Source organism: Mesorhizobium sp. M0185 (genome assembly GCF_040322175.1).
GTDB lineage: Bacteria > Pseudomonadota > Alphaproteobacteria > Rhizobiales > Rhizobiaceae > Mesorhizobium.
Genome location: NZ_JAMYSY010000003.1, coordinates 250,730 through 272,155, shown reverse-complemented (window position 1 = coordinate 272,155; position 21,426 = coordinate 250,730). Strand labels below are relative to the sequence as shown.

The following is a 21,426-nucleotide window of genomic DNA, read 5'->3' as shown; positions in this document are numbered from 1 at the left end:
TTCCAAGCCAGAACGGCTAGCAGCTGCAGGTCGCCCCCTCGCCGCCAAAATTCTTTTGGGCGAAATTCAAGGCGCTGCCGTAGCTCGTATAGCTCTGGAACTGGCAAACGTTGGAGCCGGCCCGCACCTTCATCTGCTCGATATCCCAGAACGAAACCTCGATGCGGTCGTCGGCGCAATAGACCGTATAGCGTTCAGGTTCCAGCGCCTCGGCTTTCTGGACAGGCATCGAAATGGCCGGAAAAGTACAAATATGATGGCATGACGCATTTGCATGTAGACCCCCGAATGACCACCGGCACTATTACGGCCGCGATGTTGAGGCGACGCATCATGATTTTAAGCAGTCGCCGTGTTGTTTCGGCGGCGATAAATCAGGTACGGCCGGCGCCTCCTTGTAGCGCAACCCTCCGCGATCCCGGAACAAACCTGCATGGACGTGAGTTTCTGCTGATCGAGATGTGAGGGAAAGCCATGTCCAGACTTGTTTTGGCGGCCGCCGTGCTGCTTGTCGGCGGACCGGCCTTTGCCGCGGACGAAAATCCGGTGCCGCCGCAGAATGCCAAGAAGCTGTCGGAAATCATCGCCAAGGTCGAGCAGCGCGACGACTTCCGCTACATCAAGGAAATCGATTGGGACAGCGATGGCTACACCGTCATTTATTACACGAGCGACAAGGCGAAAGTCGAAATCACCTACGATCCGGTGACAGCCGCGCCGAAATAGTCGCTGCCTGCAAAGGTTAGCATTCGAAAAAGGCGCGCCCGGAGGCACCCGGTCTTCGGCACACCCTTGCGTAGATATGACTTTGATGGCTGACTGGGTGCTATCATTGCGCGCGGGGGTGGGCATGGAGACGGTAAAGCACGTATTGAAGCGCTTTCTGATGATGCTCGCGGGTTATTTCATAGCGGTACTGGTTGGGCTGATCGCGGTGGCGGCGATCTATGGCGGGCTGAGTTCGCTGCCAAATGCGCCGAATTATTTCGACGTCATGGGCGTCACCCCCGTTGCGGTGCTGCTGTTGCCGCCGCTCGGCATGTTCATCTATTTTCTGACGATCGTGCTGACCGGCCTGCAGACGCTGATCTTCGCACTGATTGCCGAGTTTTTCTCGCTGCGCAGTTTTTGGCTGCATATGGTCTTCGGCGCGGCGGCCGCGGTTGGCGGCTTCGCCTTGATCTGGCCCAGTGTACCGGATGACACGAACCCGGAGCGCTGGGCCGATATCGGCATCATTGCCGCCGCAGGCGTTGTCGCGGGCTTGGTCTATTGGCTCATCGCCGGACGCGATGCCGGTTTCCGGCGTCCACTGTTTCAGCGCTAGAACCGCATTCGTCAGCTTGCCGGCGAACGCACCGCTTCCGTGCTGTCGAGCGCCTGCTGCAGCCTTGTATCGCGGCCGTAGACGTCGTTGAAGTATTCGACCTTGCCGGACAGGTCCGGCCATGCGGTGAAATAGGCGACATAGACCGGGATCTTGCGTGTCACGTCCTCGGTCGAATGTCCGTGTTTCAGTTTGTCCTCGATGTAGTCGACCGAGGTGCCGAGCACGGCAGCGGCCATGCCGCGCGGATCCTGCAAGCGAACGCAGCCATGGCTGAGCGCACGCATGTCGCGCTGGAAAAACGACTTCTGCGGCGTATCGTGCATGTAGATTGCATGCTTGTTGGGGAACAGTATCTTCAGCTCGCCCAGCGCATTGGCCTCGCTGGGCAGCTGGCGCACGCCGTAGGGTATCTTTGCGCCGTAGGCGCCCCAATTGACCGAGGACGAGGGAATGCGCTTGCCGCGGGCATTGACCACCTCGTAGCCGGCGCGGTCGAGATAGCCAGGATCCCGGCGCAGCCGCGGCAGCATCTCGTTGACCAGGATCGACTGCGGCACGCCCCAATAGGGATGGAAGTCGACCTGCTCTATCTGGTCATAGAAGAAAGCAGTCTGGTTGGTGGACCTGCCAACCACGGCGCGGGTCTTCAGCTTCTCCTCGCCATCATCGATATAGCTCGCGGTGAAAGCCGGCTGGTTGATGAAGACGCGCGGGCTGCCAAGGTCGGATGGCAACCAGCGCAACTCTTCGAGCGCAACCCGAACCTTCTGAATTTTGTCGGCCTTGGACGTTCCGGCCAACGATGCAACGGTACGCGGGCCGATGACGCCGTCGCCTTTCATGCCGGCCCGTTTCTGCACCGCCTTGATCACCGGCACCAGCTCCGGATCGTAGACCTCGCTGGTAGCGAGCCTCGCCAGGACCTCGCCATAGGCGCCGCCCATCTCGTCATCGAGATTGCGCGCGATCTTTGTCAAAAGCTTCGGCAGCTCGGGGCTGGTCTGCCCCGGCTTCAACAGCAGATTGGGATCAATGGTGATTTCGTCTTCGGCGCTGGCCTGGAGCGCTTCCAGTTCGACGCGCAGCGCCTGATACTCGGAATTCTGTGGGTGCCGTGATTCGAGATAAGTGCGCACTTGCTGGGTATGGGCCAGCGTCGTCAGCACCCCTTCCATGTCGAGCGGCTTCGGCGGAAAATCGTAGTAGCCGGTCATGCGGTTGGGATCGACGCGGCCGCTTTGTGCGTCACGGGCGTAGCGCAGGACACGCGCCGACAGCGCCATCTCGAAGCGGACCAGCTCTTTCAGGCGTTCATCGACATTGCCCGCCGATGTGCCTGCTGCCGGAACTTCGACGGTGTAGTCGGCGGGCGTCAGGCCGTAGCTCGCGGCCTCGCCCAGCACCCGCACGGCATCCTGGGCACGGCTGCTGGGACTGGTTCCCGTCACCCAGATGAAATCCGGATTGGCCGAGTAATAGGCGATCAGCGCCTTGGCGATGTCCTTCTCGGCGTAGAGATCATAGCCGTCGAGACCGGCAATGGCTTCGCGGAATGCAGCCCCGGTTGCCGCCGGCTCGAAAGCAGCGTCCTGAGGCGTTGCTGGTTCAGGCGCTGCCGACAGTGCCGAAAAATCGACGCGCACCAGCGGATCGCTCTTGTAGGTATAATAGGACGGGCCGCTGATTTGCGCACCACCACCGCCCCCACCACCGGAAGCGGCCGGCGCCCTGGGCTTCGGCTTGTATTTTGACGGTGGCGGCGGAAAGTTACCTTTCGGCGGTGCGTGTTTGACGCCGCCGCCGAAAAGCATGTCGAAGAACCCTTGCGCTTCAGCCTTCGGCGCCCCGAAGGCCAGCATTGCCGCGGCCACCGCAAACGGCAGCACGGTTGCTTTGTTTCCAAGGAGTTTCATGGATCACCCGCTCCGGTTGAACCGGATCCCGTTCCGCACCGCTTTCACGATCTCGCCCACCCCATGGCGGATGTAAGGCGTGACTACACTGATTCATACTGATTTCGTTAAGCTTTCATAAATTTCGGAACGTCTGTTGCAGAACGGTTTCACAACGTCGTGACGGGGGAGCGAATCCACCGTCGCTCCCGACCAATGGTAGTGCCCGTGAGCCAAGCCTCAAGCGTTGGCGCCGCCGTCGATGGTCAATGCAGCGCCTGTCACGAAGCGCCCTTCGGGGCCGGCAAGCCAGGCGACCATGCCGGCGATCTCGTCGGCCGTGCCGAAGCGAGGCATCGCCATCCTCTGACGCTGATGCTCGGCGTGCGGGCCGGCTGCCGGATTCATGTCGGTATCGGTCGACCCCGGATGGACGACATTGGCGGTGATTCCGCGCGGACCGAGATCGCGTGCAAAGGCCTTGGTCAGGCCAACCAAGGCAGCCTTGCTGGCCGAGTAGGCGCTCAGGCCGGCGTCCGTGGCACGCTCGGCCAGATTGCTGCCGATCGAGATGATCCGGCCACCCTCGCCCATATGCGCTGCTGCCGCCTTGGCGGCGACGAACGGGGCTCTAAGGTTGACCTCCATCGTCTCGTCGAAATCGGCAAGCGACAGGGCATCGATCGGCGCAGCGCGCCAGATGCCGGCGCTGTTGACCAGGATGTCGAGCCGTCCGAAGGCTGTTGCTGCCTCATCGACCGCCGCCTCGATCGCCCCAGCATCGCGATTGTCGGCCTTGATGGCAAAGGCCCGGCCGCCGCCCGCCTCGATTTCCCTGACCACCGCACGCGCCCCTTCCTCGCCATTCACATAGGTGATCGCCACGCCTGCGCCGTCGGCCGCGAGCCTTCTTGCGATCGCCGCACCAATGCCGCGGCTGCCGCCGGTGACGAGGGCGGCCTTGCCGTTCAATCTTTTGGATGACACCTGCTTCTCCATTTTGTAGTGATTGATACATAAATATCTGCCAGCCTTGCTGAACCACGTCAACCGAATTATGTATCGATCAATACAGAAAGGATGCCATGCCGGAACGAGGCCGCCCCCGCACCTTCGATCGAGCCGCCGCCTTGCGGCGCGCAATGGAAGTGTTTTGGGCCAAGGGTTATGAGGGCGCGTCGATAAGCGACCTGACCGCTGCAATGGGCATCAACTCACCCAGCCTCTATGCCGCCTTCGCCAGCAAGGAAGCGCTGTTTCTCGAGGCAACCGAGCTTTACACGCGGGTCGAGGGAACCGAGATCTGGTCCGCGCTGGAAAAGGCGCCGACCGCGCGCCAGGCCGTCGAACGGTTCCTGCGGCAGACTGCCAGGGCCTATTCACAGACCGGTCGCCCGCAAGGCTGCCTGATCGCGCTCGGCGCTTTGCACCAGGATTCAAGCCGCGGCGCCATCTGCGATGATCTGCGCCGTCGCCGCGCCGAAAACCGCGAAGCCTTGCTGAGACGGCTCGAGCGTGGCGTGGCCGAGGGAGAGTTGCCGGCCGATTTCGACTGCGGTACGGCCGCGACCTTCTACGCGACCGTGCAGCACGGCATGTCGATCCAGGCGCGCGACGGCGCGTCGCGCTCGGCTCTTCTGGCGACGGTGGCCGGGGCAATGGCAGCTTGGATAGCGATGGCCAGCACCGGGGCGGCGTGACGGTCGAACCCGGCTGACAAGAACGATATTCAGGTCACTGCAGAGACGGCTCCAGCCTGCCGGCAACGAAGCCAACGGCACGCTCCACCACACCCCTGTCGGCGAGAATGCGGCGGTGGCCGAGCCCGTCGGCCCAGTAAAGCCGCACATGGTCTCCGGCGCGCGTGTAGAGCCTTGCATGCTCGGCGGACACTTCGCGGTCGTCCGGCGCGTGGATCACCAGCGTCGGCAGCGGCGTGCTTGCGAGCTGGCGGTCACCGGTGAACTCGTGCAACGGCCGGCCGGCGATGCGCTCGACCCGGTCGGCCATGGCGGCCTGCGAGCGCGAGCCGACATTCAGCATGCGACTGAAATCAGCAAAGATTGCCGGCAGCGAGCTCGGCGCAGCGATAAGCACCAGCCGCCCGGCCGCCAATCGCGGGATGTTCCTGATCGAACCGGCGACGGCGTTGGCGGCAACGGCACCACCGAAGGAATGGCCGACAATGGCCGCGAACGGCCCGAACCATTCGCCGGCAACCCGTGCCGCATCGACCGCACTGACCAGGGTAAGCCGGCGGCCCTGCGACTGGCCGTGGCCCGGCAGATCGAGCGAGACCACCTTGTAGCCGGCATCGCGATAGGCTTCGATCAGCGTGCGCATGTATTCGGTGCGCGAACGCCAACCATGGATGACGAGCACGGTGCCGGCAGTCGCCCTGCCCGGCTCGGGCCGGAATTCATGCACCATGACGCAGCCGGTTCTGGTCTTTAGCCGGTGATGGCGTGCCTGGGTCATGAAATCGGCGGCGCGATCAATTGCGCGGCGCTCGCCTTTGCTCAAGCTCTTCTCGTGCGGCGTGCGGCAGAACAGCTCGAATGCAGCACGCCCGGTGAGTCGCGGTGCCACATGCTCAGCCACGCCGAACGTGCCGCGGATGACCTTCAGTCCAAATGATGCCATAGTGGCGATCCATTCATTGGTTCAAGCATGAACATAATAGTTCAAACATGAACATTAAGCAAGACCTGCCCTGGGACAACCCGCGTTTTCGCAACTGGGTCGCGGTGGCGCGCGCCTGCCATGTGGTGGAACGCACCCTGGCGGTGAAGCTTGCGCCGCTCGACCTGAAGCCGGCGCAGCTCGACGTGCTGATGAACCTCTACCGTCATCCCGGCATGTCGCAGCACGACCTTGCTCGTCGGCTGCTGGTCGGTCGCTCCAACATCACCATGCTTTTGCCTCAGCTGGAGACCCGTGGCCTGCTGCGCCGCGAGGGCGACGAGAAGGACAAGCGCGTGCTGAGGCTGACGTTGACAGAGGCCGGCGAGGCACTGCTGATGCAGGCGCTGAAGGTCCATATGGCGCTGATCGAGAAGGCGATGAGCCAGTCGACGCCGGAACAATGTGACATGATCGGCGAACAGATGCGTAGGGTTGCCGAGGTTTTGAAGACCGCCTGACAGCCCAGTGCTCCACCACCAAATGCTTCACCACATCGATTTTTTCGCGCGCTCGGGCCATTCCTTGTCGTAGACCTCGCCGTCAATGTTCTTGCGGCTGGTGATTTCCAGGATTTGGCCGGGAGTCGGCAGCGATCTCGGGTCGACATGCCTTGCCGGATTCCACAGTTCCGATCGGTGGATGGCGCGGGCGCACTGGAAATAAACCGCATCGATCTCGATGACCGTCACCGAGCGCGCCGGCTTGCCCTCGACGGCGAACGAGGCGCAGAGCCCGGTATCGGTGGTGATGTGGGCGCGGCCATTGACGCGCAGTGTCGTGCCGGAACCCGGCACGAGGAACAGAAGCGCGACGCGCGGATCGCGAAGGATGTTCCTTAGCGAATCGGCACGGTTGTTGCCGCGCCGGTCCGGCATCATCAGCGTTTTCGGATCGTGGATGCGGACGAAGCCGGCGAGATCGCCGCGCGGCGAGCAGTCCAGCCCTTCTGGCCCGCAGGTTGCGAGCGCGGCAAACGGCGAAGCCTCGATGATAGCTGCGTATTCGCGAATCAGCTGGTCGAGTTCCTTGACCACCGATGCCTCGCCGGGCAGGCCATAGAGCGCTTCAAGCTGTTCGATGCTGGTGATCATGGACATGTTTTCGTCTCCAAAGCTTTGCCGGCGCTACTCCAGATGGATGACGTTTTCACGACAAGTGCCCGTTTGCCGGTCATCAGGAAACGGGTGTCGCGGCAACGCAAACAAGGGCAAACCGCTTTACCTGCATGATCGTGCCAACGGATACGGAGGTCAAAATGGATAAACCGCTCGACCGGCGACGCACCGCCATGGAACTTATTGAAAACATGTTCAATGTTGAAATGCGTTTCCTGCAATCAGGGTCGGAGAGCCTCGATGTGCTTGCCGGCGCATTTCATACCGAGATTGTCGTGCATGAGCCGCGCTCCCTGCCCTATGCCGGTGACTGGAGCGGCCTCGACGGCGTTGGCGCCCTTTTCCGCAAAATGCGGGAAATCTGGAGCGACGTGGCGGTGGAGGACCTTCAGGTCGCCCAAAACGATGACACGGTGTTCATGAGCTGCTCGCTTTCGCTGACATCGCGGGCCAATGGTGCAACCATCAAACAGCCGTTTGCCGAAGTCTTGCGCTTCAAGGATGACCGGCTGATCGAAGGCACGCCGTTTTATCACGACACCAGCGAGATACTGGCGATCCTGCGTTGACCTGAGAGTCCTGCGGGATCCATTCAACGGTCGCGGCTCAGCCCCTTCTCTTCCAGTTCGGCGAGATAGGCGGCCCAGCGTGCATCCTTCTCATGACCCAGCGTATGCAGGTAATTCCAGGTGAAGATGCCGGTGTCGTGGAAATCGTCGAAGGTGATGCGCACGGCATAATTGCCGACCGGCTCGATCTTCAGAATCGCTACATTGCGCTTGCCGGGAACGGTGACGCGCTGTTCGGGCGAATGGCCCTGCACCTCGGCCGATGGCGAGGCGACACGCAGCAGCTCGGCCGACAATTCGAACGGCTGATGGCCCGGAAAGGTGACGGAAAGCAGCTTGCGGTCCTTCGAGACCCTGAGTTCTTTTGGCGCTGTCATGGTGGTGGATCCTGCGGAGAACTGCCCTTCCCTACGCCGCTTCGCGTCAAGGGAAAAGGCCGCATGGAAAGTTCCGACATGATCTGTCGGCGTCGGAATGTTACCGAAGATCGCGAGCTTCTATCTTGAATGCCACGTTGGCTCGTATCACATAGCCATATATAACGAAGCCGTTCACGGCCACGGGAAGCGCACAAGCATGGATATGATCGATCCTTTCGGTCGCACGATCACCTACCTGCGCGTATCGGTCACCGACCGCTGCGATTTCCGCTGCACCTATTGCATGGCCGAGGACATGACGTTCCTGCCGAAGAAGGACCTGCTGTCGCTGGAAGAGCTCGACCGGCTCTGCACGGTCTTCATCGAAAAGGGTGTGCGCAAGCTCCGCCTCACCGGCGGTGAGCCGCTTGTGCGCAAGAACATCATGCACCTGGTACGCCAGCTTTCGCGGCATCTCGAGAGTGGTGCACTGGAAGAGCTGACGCTGACCACCAACGGATCGCAGCTTTCCCGCTTTGCCACCGAGCTCGCCGACTGCGGCGTCAAGCGCATTAACGTCTCGCTCGATACCCTCGATGCCGCCAAATTCCGCCAGATCACCCGCTGGGGCAATCTGGACAAGGTCATGGACGGCATCGACGCCGCGCAGGCGGCCGGGCTAAAGGTAAAGCTCAACGCCGTGGCGTTGAAGGACTTCAATGACGCCGAATTGCCGGAAATGCTGCGCTGGGCGCATGGCCGCGGCATGGATCTGACGGTCATCGAAACCATGCCGATGGGCGAGATCGACGCCGACCGCACCGACCAGTATTTGCCGCTGTCGCTGTTGCGCGCGGCTCTCGAACGCCAGTTCACGCTAGGCGACATTCCCTACAAGACCGGTGGCCCGGCCCGCTATGTCCAAGTCGCCGAGACCGGCGGACGGCTGGGCTTCATCACGCCGATGACGCATAATTTCTGCGAAAGCTGTAACCGGGTCCGGCTGACCTGCACCGGCACCCTTTACATGTGCCTCGGCCAGGAAGATGCGGCCGACCTGCGCGCGCCGCTGCGTGCGTCGGAAGGCAACGAGCTGGTCGCCGATGCCATCGACGAAGCAATCGGCCGCAAGCCCAAAGGCCACGACTTCATCATCGATCGCCGCACCAACCGTCCGTCGGTGTCGCGGCATATGAGCGTCACCGGCGGCTAATTTTTCGCCGATTTCGTGCAAGAATAATCGCCTTGGTATCGGCGCGAGGCAAAGCGTGCAGCGGTTTTTTGCAGTCCTGACGTTTTTCGGAGTGATGGCGGGGACCACGGCAGTTGCCGCGCCATTTACCTACACGAACGAGCGCTTCGGTACCATCTGCACCTTTCCGGATGAAATCTTCACTCTTCGCCAGCCCGAGCCGGACAATGGCGATGGACAACAATGGCTCACTGCCGATGGCGCCAGCCTGATCTGTTCGGGTATCCTCAACATCGATGATGACACCCCTACAGCCTTCGTCTCCGCCGAGAGGGCCAGCAAGGAACCTGGCTACAGGATCACCTACAGCAAGACCGGCAAGGACTGGGCGGTGCTGTCGGGCATCAAAGGCGGGAACATCTTCTATGAACGCCGCCTGTTCGGAAAAGACGGTGTCATCCGCACGGTCTGGATCGACTACCCGCCAGCCCTGAAATCGAAATACGACCCGCTCGTCGATGCGATCGCCGGCAGCCTCAGGGGACCGTGAGCATCCGGCGACGTCAGAACTTATTGGCAGCCTATTGTTTTTGCTAGCGAGTCACGGTTGTTGGCGCGTGTAGTCATATCGTACGGCAAGCCATTTTTTGCCGCTGCCATTGGCCTGGAGGAAATGTTGCTCGGCCACTTCGTGATTGTCGCCGTCCCTGGAAATGACGAAATCGGAGGCCGTGAACCGCCCTTCGACCTCAGGGCCGAAGCCGACGAAACCAAGCGGCTGGAACAGCAGTGAAATCTTGCCGTCCTCCTCGCCACCAAAACTCCAGGCGGGCATGATCCCTGCCGGGAAACGGGTGTCCATGGAGACATACTTCCAGCGGCCCTCCACCCGGTCATAGCTCAAATAGGCTATCCGCTGGAAGTCCGGCATTTTCGACCCGGGCGCCGGGCGCATCACCTCCTGCATGAAGGGACCGATCATCGTGCGCTCGGCCACCAGCCCCGTCATCACGATCGGCTGGGCGCCGGGCGTTGGCCAGATCGTGTTGACGACGGACCATTTCCCGACGCGGCGAGCGAGCTCATCCGCTTCGTGACCCGGCGTGGACATCCGTTCGACTGCCGACGCCGAAGCACCGTTATCGGCGAACGCAGGCGCTATCGCCATGAGGATAACCGCCAGGGCAGAAGAGAACCGGAAAGCCGACGAAACATGCCGCCTGCTGCCTGTGCCAAGCCAGTCCGCATTGCCTCGTGCATTCATCATGGACCATCTCCCCAACACGATCAAAAGCTTACAATGACCAATTTGGTGAATCTTGCCGAGCAAATTTGATCTCATCGAAAAATTTTCCTCGAGCCGCAGTGTGATAAATTTGCCCTCCGAACCCATCCTTTAGAACGGCACCTTTTTTGGGGTCACACCCAGAAAAGGTCTTGTCCGCAAACGGTCACCGGATTTACCGCAAGCCCATTCGGGCCTAGCCTCTGCTCTGGAGCGGTTCTTCGCCCAGTGGGGGAATACGATATGCGCAAACTCATTCTTTCTCTTGCATTGCTCAGCCTCGCGGCCCTGCCCGCGGCGGCTCAGTCGATCGGCGGCACCTATGCCGTGGCCGGCACCAATTTCGATGGGTCGTCCTATGGTGGCGACGCGACGATCACGCTGACCAGCGAGACGACCTGCACGATCCATTGGGAGACAGGCGGCTCGTCCTCGGACGGTATCTGCATGCGCAACGACGATGCCTTCTCCGCCGGCTATGTCATGGGCAAGGCGGTCGGTCTAGTCGTCTACAAAGTGCAGGAAGACGGCTCGCTGCATGGCCTGTGGACGATTGCCGGCAAGGAAGGCAACGGCACCGAGGTACTGACGCCCAAATAAGCCCTGCCGCTCTTGCGCGGCAGATGTCACGGGCCACAGAAAGGCTGTGGCCCAGCCCTTTGACGTTGCTGTCTTGTGGGTGCCTGCTAGACGCTTGCTGCAGGACTCACCCGGTAATCGCCTTGCCTCTTTCGCCAAACCTCCGCGGCGCGTTGTTCATGATGGTGGCCATGGCTGGTTTCACTCTCAACGACGCGATCACCAAATTCTTATCGGAATCGATGAACATGGCGCAGGTCATGCTGATCCGCGGCGCCTTCGCTTCGCTTTTCGTTGGCCTGCTTGCGTGGCAACGGGGCGCGCTTGCCCGGCCCGGTTCGATGCTGCAGCCGACCGTTGCGCTGCGCGTCGCCGGCGAGGCCGGCGCCACCGTGTCGTTCCTGGTTGCTCTGGCACATCTTCCGATCGCCAATGTCTCCGCCGTGCTGCAGGCGCTGCCGCTGGCGGTGACGATGGGCGCCGCGCTTGTGTTCAACGAGGGCGTCGGCTGGCGGCGCTGGCTGGCCATTGCCGCCGGTTTTGCCGGCGTGCTGATCATCGTGCGGCCCGGCTTCGAAGGGTTCAGCGTCTTTTCACTGCTGGCGCTGGCCAGCGTCGCATGCTGCGCGGTGCGCGATCTCGCTACCAAGCGGATACCGCAGGCAATTCCGACATTGCTGGTGTCGAGCGCCACCGCCCTTGCCATGACGTTTCTGGGCGCGGCACTGCTTTCGCCGATGGGCGGCTGGAAACCGATGACAGGACAAAGCACGGCGTTCCTGGCGTTGGCGGCGGTGCTCGTGCTCATCGGCTATCACTTCATCATCACGGCGATGCGGGTGGGCGATATCTCCTTCATCGCGCCGTTTCGCTACACCGCCCTGCTCTGGTCGATCTTGCTTGGCTTCACGATCTTCGGCGATGTCCCCGATCTGCCGATGATCCTCGGTGCCACGATCATCATCGCGTCAGGCCTCTATGCACTCTACCGCGAACGGATCGTTGGACGGCGAAAAACAGCCGCCGAAAGCACTGGACCGGACATGGCGCCGGACGGCATATAGAGTGACTGTCGACGACTGTCTGATTTGAAAACTGGATTTTGGGTCTAGGCAGCAAACCATGGGCCGACATATTGCAGGGATCATTCTGGCCGGCGGCAGGTCGAGCCGGATGGGCGGCGGCGACAAGACGCTGCTTGCGCTTGGCGACGGCACCCTGCTCGACCGTGTCGTTTCGCGCCTTGGCCCGCAGGTTGGACCGCTTGCGCTAAACGCCAATGGCGATCCGGCACGGTTTGCCGCGACGGGGCTTCCGGGGCTTGCCGACACTGTCAAAGGTTATGCCGGGCCGCTTGCCGGGATCCTGACCGGCCTCGAATGGGCTTCCGACACGACCTGCCAGGCGCTGGTCACGGCTGCCGGCGATACGCCTTTCCTGCCCAGGGATATGGTCGAGCGGCTGCTCGCGGCAGCCGACGAACGCCCCGGCTCGATTGCGGTCGCCTGTTCCGGCGGCAAACGGCATCCGACCTTTGCACTCTGGCCGCTAGGGTTAGATCAGGTCTTGCGACAATTTCTCGTCGAGGAAGACAACCGGCGCGTTGCGGCGTTCATCGACCGGCACGGTTTTGTCGAGGTGGAATTTCCCATCCTGAAATCCGGCGGGGCCGAGATCGATCCGTTCTTCAACATCAACACTCCCGACGACCTTGCCCAGGCCGTGCATCTGTTGCAGAGCATCGAGCCATGAAAAGACGTATTTTCGGCATCACCGGCTGGAAGAACTCCGGCAAGACGACATTGACCGAAAAGCTGGTAGCCGAACTCGTCCGGCGCGGCTGGAAAGTGTCGACGGTAAAACACGCCCATCATGATTTCGACATCGACAAACCCGGAGCGGACAGCTTTCGCCACCGGCAGGCGGGAGCGATGGAGGTCGCGGTCGTGTCGGGCAGGCGCTGGGCGCTGATGCACGAATTGCGCGGCGAGGACGAGCCGACGCTGGACGCGATCCTGTCACGGCTGGCACCGTGCGACATCGTGTTGGTCGAGGGTTACAAGCGCGAAGCGCACAAGAAAATCGAGACGCGACGGCTCGAGGCCAAGGACCGGACACCGCTCTCGGCAGGCGATCCACACATTGTCGCCATCGCCTCCGACTTCCCCATTGTCGGCGAAGACCTGCCGGCCTTCGATCTCGACGACACGAATTCGATAGCTGACTTCATCGAGCGCGCCACAAGCCTGTCGCGCTGAAAATGCGGCAGAAGACAGTTTCCGCCCACTTGCTTTCCAATTTAGGCGTCTGACCCAGCGTCATCGCTTTCTGAACATGACCTTCCCTCAAGCGACGGTTTTGCAGTTGCTTTTTCTTGGGAAAGAATGGGAGTATCGCATCAGCGGGCGGTCAAAAGCACCGCCCACAGAGCCGTTCGGGAACGACGGCCGGGACCAACAGAGAGGACCATTATGCGTATTGCACTGCGTATCGCGCTTGCCGCTTCGGCTGCGCTGCTGACGCTTGGCGTTGCCCAGGCCCAGGAAAAGACCTTGAGGATCGGCACCGAGGGAGCCTATCCCCCATTCAACAATCTGACAGCCGACGGCCAGCTCGTAGGCTTCGATATCGACATTGCCAAGGCGCTCTGCGACGAGATGAAGGTGAAGTGCACCTTTGTCGCGCAGGACTGGGACGGCATCATTCCCGCCCTTCAGGCAGGCAAGTTCGACGCCATCGTCGCGTCGATGTCGATCACGCCGGAACGCGCCGAGAAGGTCGACTTCACCCACAAATATTACAATACGCCGCCGGCGATCGCCGCCCCCAAGGACACCGACATCAAGGGTGTCACCAAGGAAGATTTGGCCGGCAAGACGATCGGCGTGCAGGCGTCCACCACGCATTTCAACTATTCGACCAAGACTTATGCCGACAGCACCGTCAAGCCGTACCCGACCGCACAGGAATACCAGCTCGATCTGGCCAATGGCCGGCTCGATGCCGCCAATGACGACATCGTCGTGCTGCAGCAATGGCTGGATTCGCCGGACGGCGCCTGCTGCAAGCTGGTCGGCACAATCAAGCCGGTTATCGAAATCCACGGTCCGGGCGCCGGCATTGCCGTGCGCAAGGGCGAGACCGATCTGGTCAACCAGTTCAATGCGGCGATCGACGCCATCCGAGCAAACGGAAAGTACAAGGAAATCAACGACAAATACTTCAAATATGACGTTTATGGCGGCGAGTCCTGATCGACCGACATAGGAGGACGTGAACGGCGGGAGATTCCCGCCGTTCTTATAAGGATGCCGCGCACGAGGGGTGACGCGGCACGGGTCTCAAAGAGCCTTAAGGAGAACAGGCAGGCGGATGCAGAGCGCACTGACGCTTCTCAGTTGGGGACCCGAAGGCTGGCTCGACGACATCGCCGCGGGTGTGTTTGTCACAGTATGTCTTGCGCTGGCCACTCTGCCCTTCGGGCTGACGCTCGGCTTTTTCGTGGCGCTGGCCAAACAGTCGGAAGAGCCGTCGCTGAGACTGGCCGGGAACATCTACACCACGATTTTTCGCGGAATACCCGAGCTGCTCACCCTGTTTCTGATCTTCTTCGGCATCCCATTGATCCTGCAGTACATTGTCCGGCTGGTGAGCCCCGGCACCTCCGCCGACGTCAACAGCTTCGTCGCCGGCATGATCGCGCTCTGCTTCATTTTTTCCTCTTATTCCAGCGAGGTGTTTTTATCCGCCTTCCGCGCCATTCCAAAAGGGCAATATGAGGGAGGCTATTCGGTTGGCCTGTCCAGCGGCCAGACGATGCGGCTGATCGTGCTGCCGCAGTTGATCCGCATCGCGTTGCCCGGACTTGCCAATCTCTGGCTTATCCTGCTCAAGGACACCGCGCTCGTCTCGGCCGTCGGCCTCAACGAGATCCTCCGGCAGAGCGGGGTTGCCGCGCGCGTCACCAAGCATGCCTTCCTGTTTTACGGTTTTGCCGGCCTCATCTATCTCCTGCTGGCGATCGTCTCCTCCTTCGGCATCAAGGCGATCGAACGAGCGGTCGGCGGCAGCGAGGTCAAGAGATGAGCCTTGCCACCGACACGCTGAAGGTCGACCGGCCGCCGCCGCCCGCACGCGGCTGGTCGCGCCAACGCATCCTCGGCCATGTCCTGGTCGGCCTGTGGATCGCTCTCGGCATTGGCATGGTCGTCTACCTGGTCGCTGCGTGGAACCCGGAGTTCTTCCAGAAATATGCACCCGGCTACATATCCGGCCTCGGCATCACCCTGTTGCTGGTTGCCATCTCGATTGTGCTTGGCGCGATCCTGTCGGTGCCGATCGCCTATGCACGCATGTCGAAGAACCCGATCCTTTCGGGGTTCGCCTATGCCTATGTCTATTTCTTTCGCGGCACGCCGCTGTTGGCGCAGACCTTCCTGGTCTACTATGGGGTCGGCTCCTTCCGGCCGGAGCTCGAGATGGTCGGACTGTGGGGCTTCTTCCGCGAAGCGTTCAACTGCGCGATCTTCGCCTTTTCGCTGAATACGGCCGCGTACCAGGCCGAGATTTTGCGTGGCGCAATCGAGAGCGTGCCGAGGGGCCAGTGGGAAGGTGCCGCCTCGCTCGGCCTGCACAAACTGCAGACGATGTGGAAGATCATCCTGCCGCAGGCGCTGATCGTCGCGTTGCGCCCGTATGGCAACGAGATCATCCTGATGATCAAGGGCTCGGCAATCGTCGCCATCATCACGGTCTACGATTTGATGGGCATCACCCGGCTCACCTATGCGCGCACCTTCGACTTTCAGTCGTATATCTGGGCGGCGATCATCTATCTGATCATCGTGGAAACATTGCGCCACGGCGTCGAGTGGATCGAACGGCGCATCACCATCCATCTACACCGCTGACTCCCATCGCCTTGCCTGATCCGGTAAGAAGACCGCAAAGCAGGCTTCTAAGGGATTCGAAAACATGGCTTCGGTGGCATTTCTTGGTCTTGGCGTCATGGGCTATTCGATGGCCGGACATCTCAAGAACAAGGGCGGTCACGACGTCACCGTCTACAACCGCACCAGGGCCAAGGCCGAGCAGTGGGTCGCCCAGCATGGCGGCAGCTTCGCCGCGACACCAGCAGAGGCGGCCGCGGGCAAGGACTTCGTCTTTTCCTGCGTCGGCAATGACGACGATCTGCGCTCGGTGACGACCGGTGCCGAAGGCGCCTTCAATTCCATGAAGAAAGGCGCCATCTTCATCGACAACACAACGGCATCGGCCGAGGTCGCGCGCGAACTGGCACAGCACGCGCAAGCGCTCGGGTTTTCGTTCCTCGACGCCCCGGTCTCCGGCGGTCAGGCAGGCGCCGAGAACGGCATGCTGACCGTGATGGTCGGCGGCGAGCCTGACGCCTTCGACAGGGCCAAGCCAGTCATAGATGCTTATGCCCGCATGGTCGGGTTGATGGGACCGGCAGGGGCTGGCCAGCTCACCAAGATGATCAACCAGATCTGCATCGCCGGCCTCGTTCAGGGACTGGCCGAAGGTATCCACTTCGGCAAGCAGGCCGGGCTCGACATCGAAAAGGTAATCGAGGTTATCTCCAAGGGCGCCGCCGGTTCCTGGCAGATGGAGAACCGCCACAAGACGATGAATGCCGGCAAATATGATTTCGGCTTCGCCGTCGACTGGATGCGCAAGGATCTTGGCATCTGCCTCGCCGAGGCCGACCGCAACGGCGCCAAACTGCCGGTGACGGCACTTGTCGACCAGTTCTACAAGGACGTGCAGGCGATGGGCGGCAAGCGCTGGGACACGTCCTCGCTGCTGGCGCGGCTGGAGAAATAGGATTTCACCGTGGCCGAGCTTTCGCCTCAATCCAGCGCCGATGAAATCGTCGCTCATCTGCGCTCGATCGCCTCAGAGGAAAATCGACTTGGCATGCTGCGCTACGGCATCAAGATCGAACGTGCGCTCGGTATCTCGCATGGCGTGCAGCGGCAGATTGCCAAGAAAATCAAGCGCAACCATGAGCGTGCCTTCGAGCTTTGGCAGACAGGCATCATGGAGGCGCAGTTCATCGCTTCCGTGACAGCCGATCCGGAGCGGTTCTCCGCCGCGGATGCAAGACGATGGGCGGCGACTTTCGACTCGTGGGATATCGTCGACGGGGTCTCCGATCTCTTTGTCGATACGGATTGCTGGAAGGAATTGATCGCCGAATTCGCGGTCGACGAACGGGAATTCGTTCGACGCACGGCTTTTGCGATGATGGCCTGGTCGGTGGTCCACCGGAAGAAGGAACCCGAGACGACCTTCCTCGAATTCCTGCCGATCATCGAAGCGCATGCGACCGACGGCCGCAATTTTGTGAAGAAGGCCGTGAACTGGGCGCTTCGTTCGATCGGCAAGCGATCGATGAATTTGCACGGCCCTGCCCTTGCCGTGGCGCTAAAACTGGCGGCCTCGACAGACAGGACCGCACGCTGGATCGGCAAGGACGCCGTGAAGGAACTTTCCGATGCCAAGACGCTCGAGCGGCTCGCCGCCAGAAAAGCTTGACCTGAGCGAAGTGCGCTTCACGGAGGTGACGCAATCGACGCGCGCCGATTTCGAAAACCTGTTCGAGCAACCCGGCGGGCCGAAATACTGCTGGTGTATGGCTTGGCGCAATCTCGACCGCCGCGAGCACGTCGAGAACGACGAGAAGAAACGCGCGATGATGACGCTGATCGACGCCGGCACGCCAGTCGGCATTGTCGCCCAGATCGATGGCCGGACCGTCGGCTGGTGCTCGATCGCGCCGCGGGAGACCTACCGCAAGCTGTCACGGCAGCAGGACGATAGCGAGATGGGCATCTGGTCGATCGTCTGCTTCTTTGTGCCGAGAGCGTTGCGCGGCGGCGGGCTGGCAAGCGCATTGCTCGACGCGGCCATCGATCACGCCTTTGCCAAAGGCGCCAGGACGATCGAAGCCTATCCCGTCGACCAGGCTTCGCCGAGCTACAGCTTCATGGGTTTTCGCGACATGTTCGTCGCCCGCGGCTTTCGCGAGATCGGCATGACCGGCTCGCGCCGGCATGTGATGCGGCTTGAGCGTTGACCTGTGAGGCAGCGGCAGCTTTACTTGATGTTCGCAGATCAAGGCTCAACGGCGGAGCAGCGATGAGCAACCGTTTTAAATCAGGCACGATCATAGCAACTGCCTTGTTGGCGTCCGCGATCGCGGCAAGCGCTTCCGCCGGAACCATGCACATTTTCTGGAAGGATCTGCGCCCGGCTACCCAGGCAGCCGCCGAAAGCGTCGGACTGCCGATGATCGCGGCCAAAATGCCGGATCGTGGCGAGACGCTCTCACTCGACTTGCAGGACAAGACCGTGCAGCTCGCAGGCTATGCGCTGCCAGTCGACCGCGATGGTGATCTCGTCTACCAATTCCTGCTGGTGCCGTGGACGGGAGCCTGCAGCCACATGCCGACGCCGCCGCCCAACCAGATCGTCCTCGTCACGCCTGCACACCCTTACAGGATGTCCGAGGCCTACCAGCCGGTTTCGGTGACCGGCGCCTTGCAACCGGGTATGGAGAAGAGCCAGCTTTTCATCCTTGACGGCGTCAGCGTCATCCAGTCAGGTTACACCGTGCACAAGGCCGAGGTGGTCAACGTCGATACGGTGCCGGACACGATCACGCTGCCGGTCAACTCGCCATGGACTTTCCTGAACAAAAAGAAGAACTAAACAGAAGAATCTCAGGCGGCGTTGGCGCCGGACTCCTTGTCGAGCATCATGTAATCCAGCGGCATCTCGGTCGTGTATTTGATCTGCTCCATGGCGAAGGAAGACGACACGTCGCGGATCTCGATCTTGGCGATCAGCCGCTTGTAGAAGGCGTCGTAGGCGGCGATATCGGGCACCACGACGCGCAAGAGATAGTCGACGTCGCCGCTCATGCGATAGAATTCGACCACTTCCGGGAATTCCTGGATGACCTCCGAAAAGCGCCGCAGCCATTCATGGCTGTGCGAATTGGTGCGGATCGAGACGAACACCGTGACCCGCACATTGACCTTTTCATGATCGAGGATGGCGACGCGCCGCTTGATGACGCCCTCTTCCTCGAGCTTCTGGATGCGCCGCCAGCACGGCGTCGTCGACAGGCCGACCTTCTTGGCGACGTCGGCGACTGCAAGCGTCGCATCCTCCTGCAGCAGGCGGAGAATTTTTCTATCAAGGCGGTCCATTGGATGCTCCCCTGATGCAAGTCGTCCAAGTGCGCAGCGGCCTTGGCACAACGACATGCATAAAAACAAGAATTTAACGCGCGTCCCCTCATGCGCGGCGCGCTTCGAGGAATGGATTACCATAATCCCTCTTGTCATGGCCTTTTACAAGAAAGAAATTCTGTTGGATAGCGCGAAAGCGAGTGATTTCTTGCTGAATGCCTAGCCGAGGCGATAGCGGATTTCCGATCTCAGAAAGGGCAGCAAATCCATTTCAAACCATGGATTGCGCTTCAGCCAGCCGGTGTTGCGCCAGGACGGGTGCGGCAGCGGCAGGACTTTCGGGTCGGTCGCCGCCGCCCAGATGGCACGCCAGTCCATGACCGTTTCCGTCAGCGAGGGACGGCGCGCCGCGCCCATATGCCAGCTTTGCGCGTAGATGCCGATCGTCAGCACCATATCGACTTGCGGCATCAGCGCCATCAGCGATGTGCGCCATGCCGGCGCACATTCGCGGCGCGGCGGCAGGTCGGCGCCCTTGGCGTCCTGACCGGGAAAGCAAAAGCCCATCGGCACGATGGCAAACTTGTCCGTGTCATAGAATTCCTCGCTGCCGACGCCCAGCCAGCTTCGCAGCCGGTCGCCGGAGGCGTCGGTGAACGGCATGCCTGTGATGTGAACCTTGGTACCCGGCGCCTGGCTGGCGATCAGGATACGCGCACTCGAAGATGGCCTGAGCACGGGCCGCGGTTGGTGCGGCAGCGGCCTGGCGGCCGGCTTATCGACGCAGATGCGGCAGGCGCGTACCCTCGCCGCCAGGGCTTCCAACTCTTCGGTCATTCGGAACTCATTGTCAGGCGGCGGCACTCGGCCGGCTGGAGATTTCTCGATACCAGCGCAGCACGTTGGTGCACTCTTCGGGTACCTTGATGCGAGCCGGCTTCATGAAGTCGATGGCGACCAGCCCGGTGATGTCGGCGATCGAATAGGCATCGCCGGCGACGAATTCCCTGCTGGCGAGCTCAGTGTCCAGAAATCTCAGGAATTCGATCGCCTTCGGCTTGTTGACCTCGCCCCATTCGGGGATTTGCGGGATCTCCCATTCCCTCATTGCGGGGTGGATATGCCGGAACGCCGCGGCGACGCAGCCGAACAGATTGAACTCCACACGTCTTTGCCACATCTCGACGATTGCCTTGCCGAGCGCCCCATGCCCGAACAAAGCCGGCTCGGGGTGCAGTTCCTCGAAGTAACGACAGATTGCGACGGATTCGGTGATGACTGTGCCATCATCGAGCTCGAGCACCGGCAGACGCTTCAGCGGATTGCGCGAGCTGACCGGCTGCTCTTTGTGCTCCAGCGCGCCCATGTCGACGGGCACCAGCGGAACCTGAAGTCCCTTTTCGGCCAGAAAAATCCGAACCCGGCGTGGATTGGGCGCGCGCCCGCCGTCGAACAGCTTCATCTCTATCCTCCTCGTCCGTCTCGACGAACTATAGGCACAGCTCACCAGAAGCGAAAAATTTCGCGCAAGGCGTCGCCGATCGACGCCAAGGTACCGTGCTTTCTTTCAACCAGCTCGTGGCCGTGGCTCTCGCGCCAGTTCTTCGGCTCGTCGAAAGTTCCGCCCCAGATGCCGGCTTTGCCCGCGCGCGCAGCAGCTTCCTCGGTCTCGAAATCGCCAAAGGCGACCGCCCAGCCGGCCTCGACTTGTGCGCGGTTGAGATCCTTGCCGCCGGCCTTGCAGTCGCCGAGTAGCCTGCCGTAGCGGTCGCGCTGCCAGCCGCTGCAGGAGACCGCTTTGCCGGCGATCAACCGCACCAGGGACTGCCGCGCGAGCTTGCCGCAAGGATAGTCGGCACCGTCCTTGCGGCAGATTTGCGAATATTCCGGCGCGTCGATGCCACGCATGCGGATACGCTCGCCGCCGAGCGTGATGCTATCGCCGTCATTGACGGTGGCCGCGCCCTCCGTCTTGCGCGTCTCCACCCGGTCGAGGCGCGCCGCCAGGAGGATCGCCAGGCCGAGCACGATGAGTGTCAGCCCATAGTCCATCAGTCGGCGCCACAGGCTTCGCGGACGCGGCGCATAGTATCGCTGGCGCGGCCATCGCGACCACGAACGGCTCATATGGCAAACCGTTGGTTAATCATTCGAACGTAGCTTAACGATTTGAAATTGCTGCCCGCGTAAATTGAAGACTT

28 protein-coding genes and 1 pseudogene are annotated in these 21,426 nt (G+C 61.3%); 18 read left to right on the top strand and 11 right to left on the bottom strand.

Annotated features, from left to right (window positions below; all coding sequences use genetic code 11):
• Positions 1 to 16: 16 nt before the first annotated feature.
• Positions 17 to 229, bottom strand: a complete 213-nt coding sequence (locus NKJ20_RS04500; protein ID WP_352540508.1) for a hypothetical protein — start codon at positions 227 to 229, stop codon at positions 17 to 19.
• A gap of 245 nt (positions 230 to 474) precedes the next feature.
• Between NKJ20_RS04500 and NKJ20_RS04495 the strand changes: the two genes are divergently transcribed.
• The gene (locus NKJ20_RS04495; RefSeq protein ID WP_352540509.1) at positions 475 to 726 is read left to right on the top strand and encodes a PepSY domain-containing protein; all 252 of its coding nucleotides are present in this window, start codon (positions 475 to 477) and stop codon (positions 724 to 726) included.
• 124 nt (positions 727 to 850) lie between these two features.
• Positions 851 to 1,327: a hypothetical protein gene (locus NKJ20_RS04490; protein ID WP_352540510.1), complete on the top strand. Its 477-nt coding sequence runs from the start codon at positions 851 to 853 to the stop codon at positions 1,325 to 1,327.
• An 11-nt stretch (positions 1,328 to 1,338) separates the two neighbouring features.
• Here NKJ20_RS04490 and NKJ20_RS04485 read toward each other — a convergent pair whose 3' ends face one another.
• Complete coding sequence (locus tag NKJ20_RS04485; protein ID WP_352742782.1) at positions 1,339 to 3,243, bottom strand: L,D-transpeptidase family protein; 1,905 nt, start codon at positions 3,241 to 3,243, stop codon at positions 1,339 to 1,341.
• Positions 3,244 to 3,462: 219 nt separating this feature from the next.
• Positions 3,463 to 4,209, bottom strand: a complete 747-nt coding sequence (locus NKJ20_RS04480) for a 3-oxoacyl-ACP reductase family protein (protein ID WP_352742781.1) — start codon at positions 4,207 to 4,209, stop codon at positions 3,463 to 3,465.
• A gap of 98 nt (positions 4,210 to 4,307) precedes the next feature.
• On the opposite strand from NKJ20_RS04480, the gene NKJ20_RS04475 reads away from it, so the two are divergent.
• Entirely contained in the window at positions 4,308 to 4,922 is a 615-nt protein-coding gene (locus NKJ20_RS04475; protein WP_352742780.1) for a TetR/AcrR family transcriptional regulator, read from the top strand.
• A gap of 34 nt (positions 4,923 to 4,956) precedes the next feature.
• On the opposite strand, the gene NKJ20_RS04470 is transcribed toward NKJ20_RS04475, so the two are convergent.
• On the bottom strand, positions 4,957 to 5,865 hold the full coding sequence (locus NKJ20_RS04470) for an alpha/beta hydrolase (protein ID WP_352456749.1): 909 nt from the start codon (positions 5,863 to 5,865) through the stop codon (positions 4,957 to 4,959).
• Positions 5,866 to 5,912: 47 nt separating this feature from the next.
• Here NKJ20_RS04470 and NKJ20_RS04465 point away from each other — a divergent pair, with 47 nt between their 5' ends.
• Positions 5,913 to 6,365, top strand: a complete 453-nt coding sequence (locus NKJ20_RS04465; RefSeq protein WP_352456748.1) for a MarR family winged helix-turn-helix transcriptional regulator — start codon at positions 5,913 to 5,915, stop codon at positions 6,363 to 6,365.
• A 27-nt stretch (positions 6,366 to 6,392) separates the two neighbouring features.
• On the opposite strand, the gene NKJ20_RS04460 is transcribed toward NKJ20_RS04465, so the two are convergent.
• Positions 6,393 to 7,004, bottom strand: a complete 612-nt coding sequence (locus NKJ20_RS04460) for a pyridoxamine 5'-phosphate oxidase family protein (protein WP_352742778.1) — start codon at positions 7,002 to 7,004, stop codon at positions 6,393 to 6,395.
• A 128-nt stretch (positions 7,005 to 7,132) separates the two neighbouring features.
• On the opposite strand from NKJ20_RS04460, the gene NKJ20_RS04455 reads away from it, so the two are divergent.
• Complete coding sequence (locus tag NKJ20_RS04455) at positions 7,133 to 7,591, top strand: nuclear transport factor 2 family protein (protein ID WP_352742777.1); 459 nt, start codon at positions 7,133 to 7,135, stop codon at positions 7,589 to 7,591.
• A gap of 23 nt (positions 7,592 to 7,614) precedes the next feature.
• On the opposite strand, the gene NKJ20_RS04450 is transcribed toward NKJ20_RS04455, so the two are convergent.
• Positions 7,615 to 7,968, bottom strand: a complete 354-nt coding sequence (locus NKJ20_RS04450) for a gamma-butyrobetaine hydroxylase family protein (protein WP_352456745.1) — start codon at positions 7,966 to 7,968, stop codon at positions 7,615 to 7,617.
• A 199-nt stretch (positions 7,969 to 8,167) separates the two neighbouring features.
• Between NKJ20_RS04450 and moaA the strand changes: the two genes are divergently transcribed.
• The gene (moaA, locus tag NKJ20_RS04445; RefSeq protein WP_352742775.1) at positions 8,168 to 9,163 is read left to right on the top strand and encodes a GTP 3',8-cyclase MoaA; all 996 of its coding nucleotides are present in this window, start codon (positions 8,168 to 8,170) and stop codon (positions 9,161 to 9,163) included.
• Between the two features lie 55 nt (positions 9,164 to 9,218).
• Positions 9,219 to 9,692, top strand: a complete 474-nt coding sequence (locus NKJ20_RS04440) for a hypothetical protein (protein WP_023675020.1) — start codon at positions 9,219 to 9,221, stop codon at positions 9,690 to 9,692.
• Between the two features lie 51 nt (positions 9,693 to 9,743).
• On the opposite strand, the gene NKJ20_RS04435 is transcribed toward NKJ20_RS04440, so the two are convergent.
• Positions 9,744 to 10,535, bottom strand: a complete 792-nt coding sequence (locus NKJ20_RS04435; RefSeq protein WP_352742773.1) for a DUF1579 family protein — start codon at positions 10,533 to 10,535, stop codon at positions 9,744 to 9,746.
• Between the two features lie 135 nt (positions 10,536 to 10,670).
• Here NKJ20_RS04435 and NKJ20_RS04430 point away from each other — a divergent pair, with 135 nt between their 5' ends.
• From NKJ20_RS04430 to NKJ20_RS04380, 11 genes and pseudogenes are all read left to right on the top strand, one after another.
• Complete coding sequence (locus NKJ20_RS04430; RefSeq protein WP_023675018.1) at positions 10,671 to 11,027, top strand: hypothetical protein; 357 nt, start codon at positions 10,671 to 10,673, stop codon at positions 11,025 to 11,027.
• 122 nt (positions 11,028 to 11,149) lie between these two features.
• A complete protein-coding gene (locus NKJ20_RS04425; protein WP_352742772.1) occupies positions 11,150 to 12,070 on the top strand; it encodes a DMT family transporter in 921 nt (306 codons plus the stop codon).
• 58 nt (positions 12,071 to 12,128) lie between these two features.
• A complete protein-coding gene (mobA, locus tag NKJ20_RS04420) occupies positions 12,129 to 12,758 on the top strand; it encodes a molybdenum cofactor guanylyltransferase MobA (RefSeq protein ID WP_352742770.1) in 630 nt (209 codons plus the stop codon).
• The gene (gene mobB, locus NKJ20_RS04415) at positions 12,755 to 13,264 is read left to right on the top strand and encodes a molybdopterin-guanine dinucleotide biosynthesis protein B (protein ID WP_023675015.1); all 510 of its coding nucleotides are present in this window, start codon (positions 12,755 to 12,757) and stop codon (positions 13,262 to 13,264) included. Before mobA ends, mobB begins: the two co-directional genes overlap by 4 nt.
• Before the next feature lie 213 nt (positions 13,265 to 13,477).
• Positions 13,478 to 14,260, top strand: coding sequence for an ABC transporter substrate-binding protein (locus NKJ20_RS04410; protein WP_352742768.1), 783 nt, complete (start codon positions 13,478 to 13,480; stop codon positions 14,258 to 14,260).
• Positions 14,261 to 14,378: 118 nt separating this feature from the next.
• Positions 14,379 to 15,092, top strand: a complete 714-nt coding sequence (locus NKJ20_RS04405) for an ABC transporter permease (RefSeq protein ID WP_352742767.1) — start codon at positions 14,379 to 14,381, stop codon at positions 15,090 to 15,092.
• The gene (locus tag NKJ20_RS04400; protein ID WP_023675012.1) at positions 15,089 to 15,916 is read left to right on the top strand and encodes an ABC transporter permease; all 828 of its coding nucleotides are present in this window, start codon (positions 15,089 to 15,091) and stop codon (positions 15,914 to 15,916) included. Before NKJ20_RS04405 ends, NKJ20_RS04400 begins: the two co-directional genes overlap by 4 nt.
• A gap of 58 nt (positions 15,917 to 15,974) precedes the next feature.
• Positions 15,975 to 16,850 (top strand): annotated as a pseudogene (locus NKJ20_RS04395) (NAD(P)-dependent oxidoreductase); the annotation flags it as partial.
• Between the two features lie 9 nt (positions 16,851 to 16,859).
• Entirely contained in the window at positions 16,860 to 17,564 is a 705-nt protein-coding gene (locus NKJ20_RS04390; RefSeq protein WP_254817259.1) for a DNA alkylation repair protein, read from the top strand.
• Entirely contained in the window at positions 17,524 to 18,105 is a 582-nt protein-coding gene (locus NKJ20_RS04385; RefSeq protein ID WP_352742766.1) for a GNAT family N-acetyltransferase, read from the top strand. Before NKJ20_RS04390 ends, NKJ20_RS04385 begins: the two co-directional genes overlap by 41 nt.
• A gap of 62 nt (positions 18,106 to 18,167) precedes the next feature.
• Complete coding sequence (locus NKJ20_RS04380; protein WP_352742765.1) at positions 18,168 to 18,740, top strand: DUF3299 domain-containing protein; 573 nt, start codon at positions 18,168 to 18,170, stop codon at positions 18,738 to 18,740.
• A gap of 11 nt (positions 18,741 to 18,751) precedes the next feature.
• Here NKJ20_RS04380 and NKJ20_RS04375 read toward each other — a convergent pair whose 3' ends face one another.
• From NKJ20_RS04375 to NKJ20_RS04360, 4 genes are all read right to left on the bottom strand, one after another.
• On the bottom strand, positions 18,752 to 19,243 hold the full coding sequence (locus NKJ20_RS04375; protein WP_023675006.1) for an Lrp/AsnC family transcriptional regulator: 492 nt from the start codon (positions 19,241 to 19,243) through the stop codon (positions 18,752 to 18,754).
• Between the two features lie 201 nt (positions 19,244 to 19,444).
• Entirely contained in the window at positions 19,445 to 20,062 is a 618-nt protein-coding gene (locus NKJ20_RS04370; protein WP_502894919.1) for a uracil-DNA glycosylase family protein, read from the bottom strand.
• A 13-nt stretch (positions 20,063 to 20,075) separates the two neighbouring features.
• Positions 20,076 to 20,687: a glutathione S-transferase gene (locus NKJ20_RS04365; RefSeq protein WP_352448877.1), complete on the bottom strand. Its 612-nt coding sequence runs from the start codon at positions 20,685 to 20,687 to the stop codon at positions 20,076 to 20,078.
• A gap of 41 nt (positions 20,688 to 20,728) precedes the next feature.
• A complete protein-coding gene (locus NKJ20_RS04360; RefSeq protein ID WP_352742763.1) occupies positions 20,729 to 21,352 on the bottom strand; it encodes a thermonuclease family protein in 624 nt (207 codons plus the stop codon).
• Positions 21,353 to 21,426: the final 74 nt, after the last annotated feature.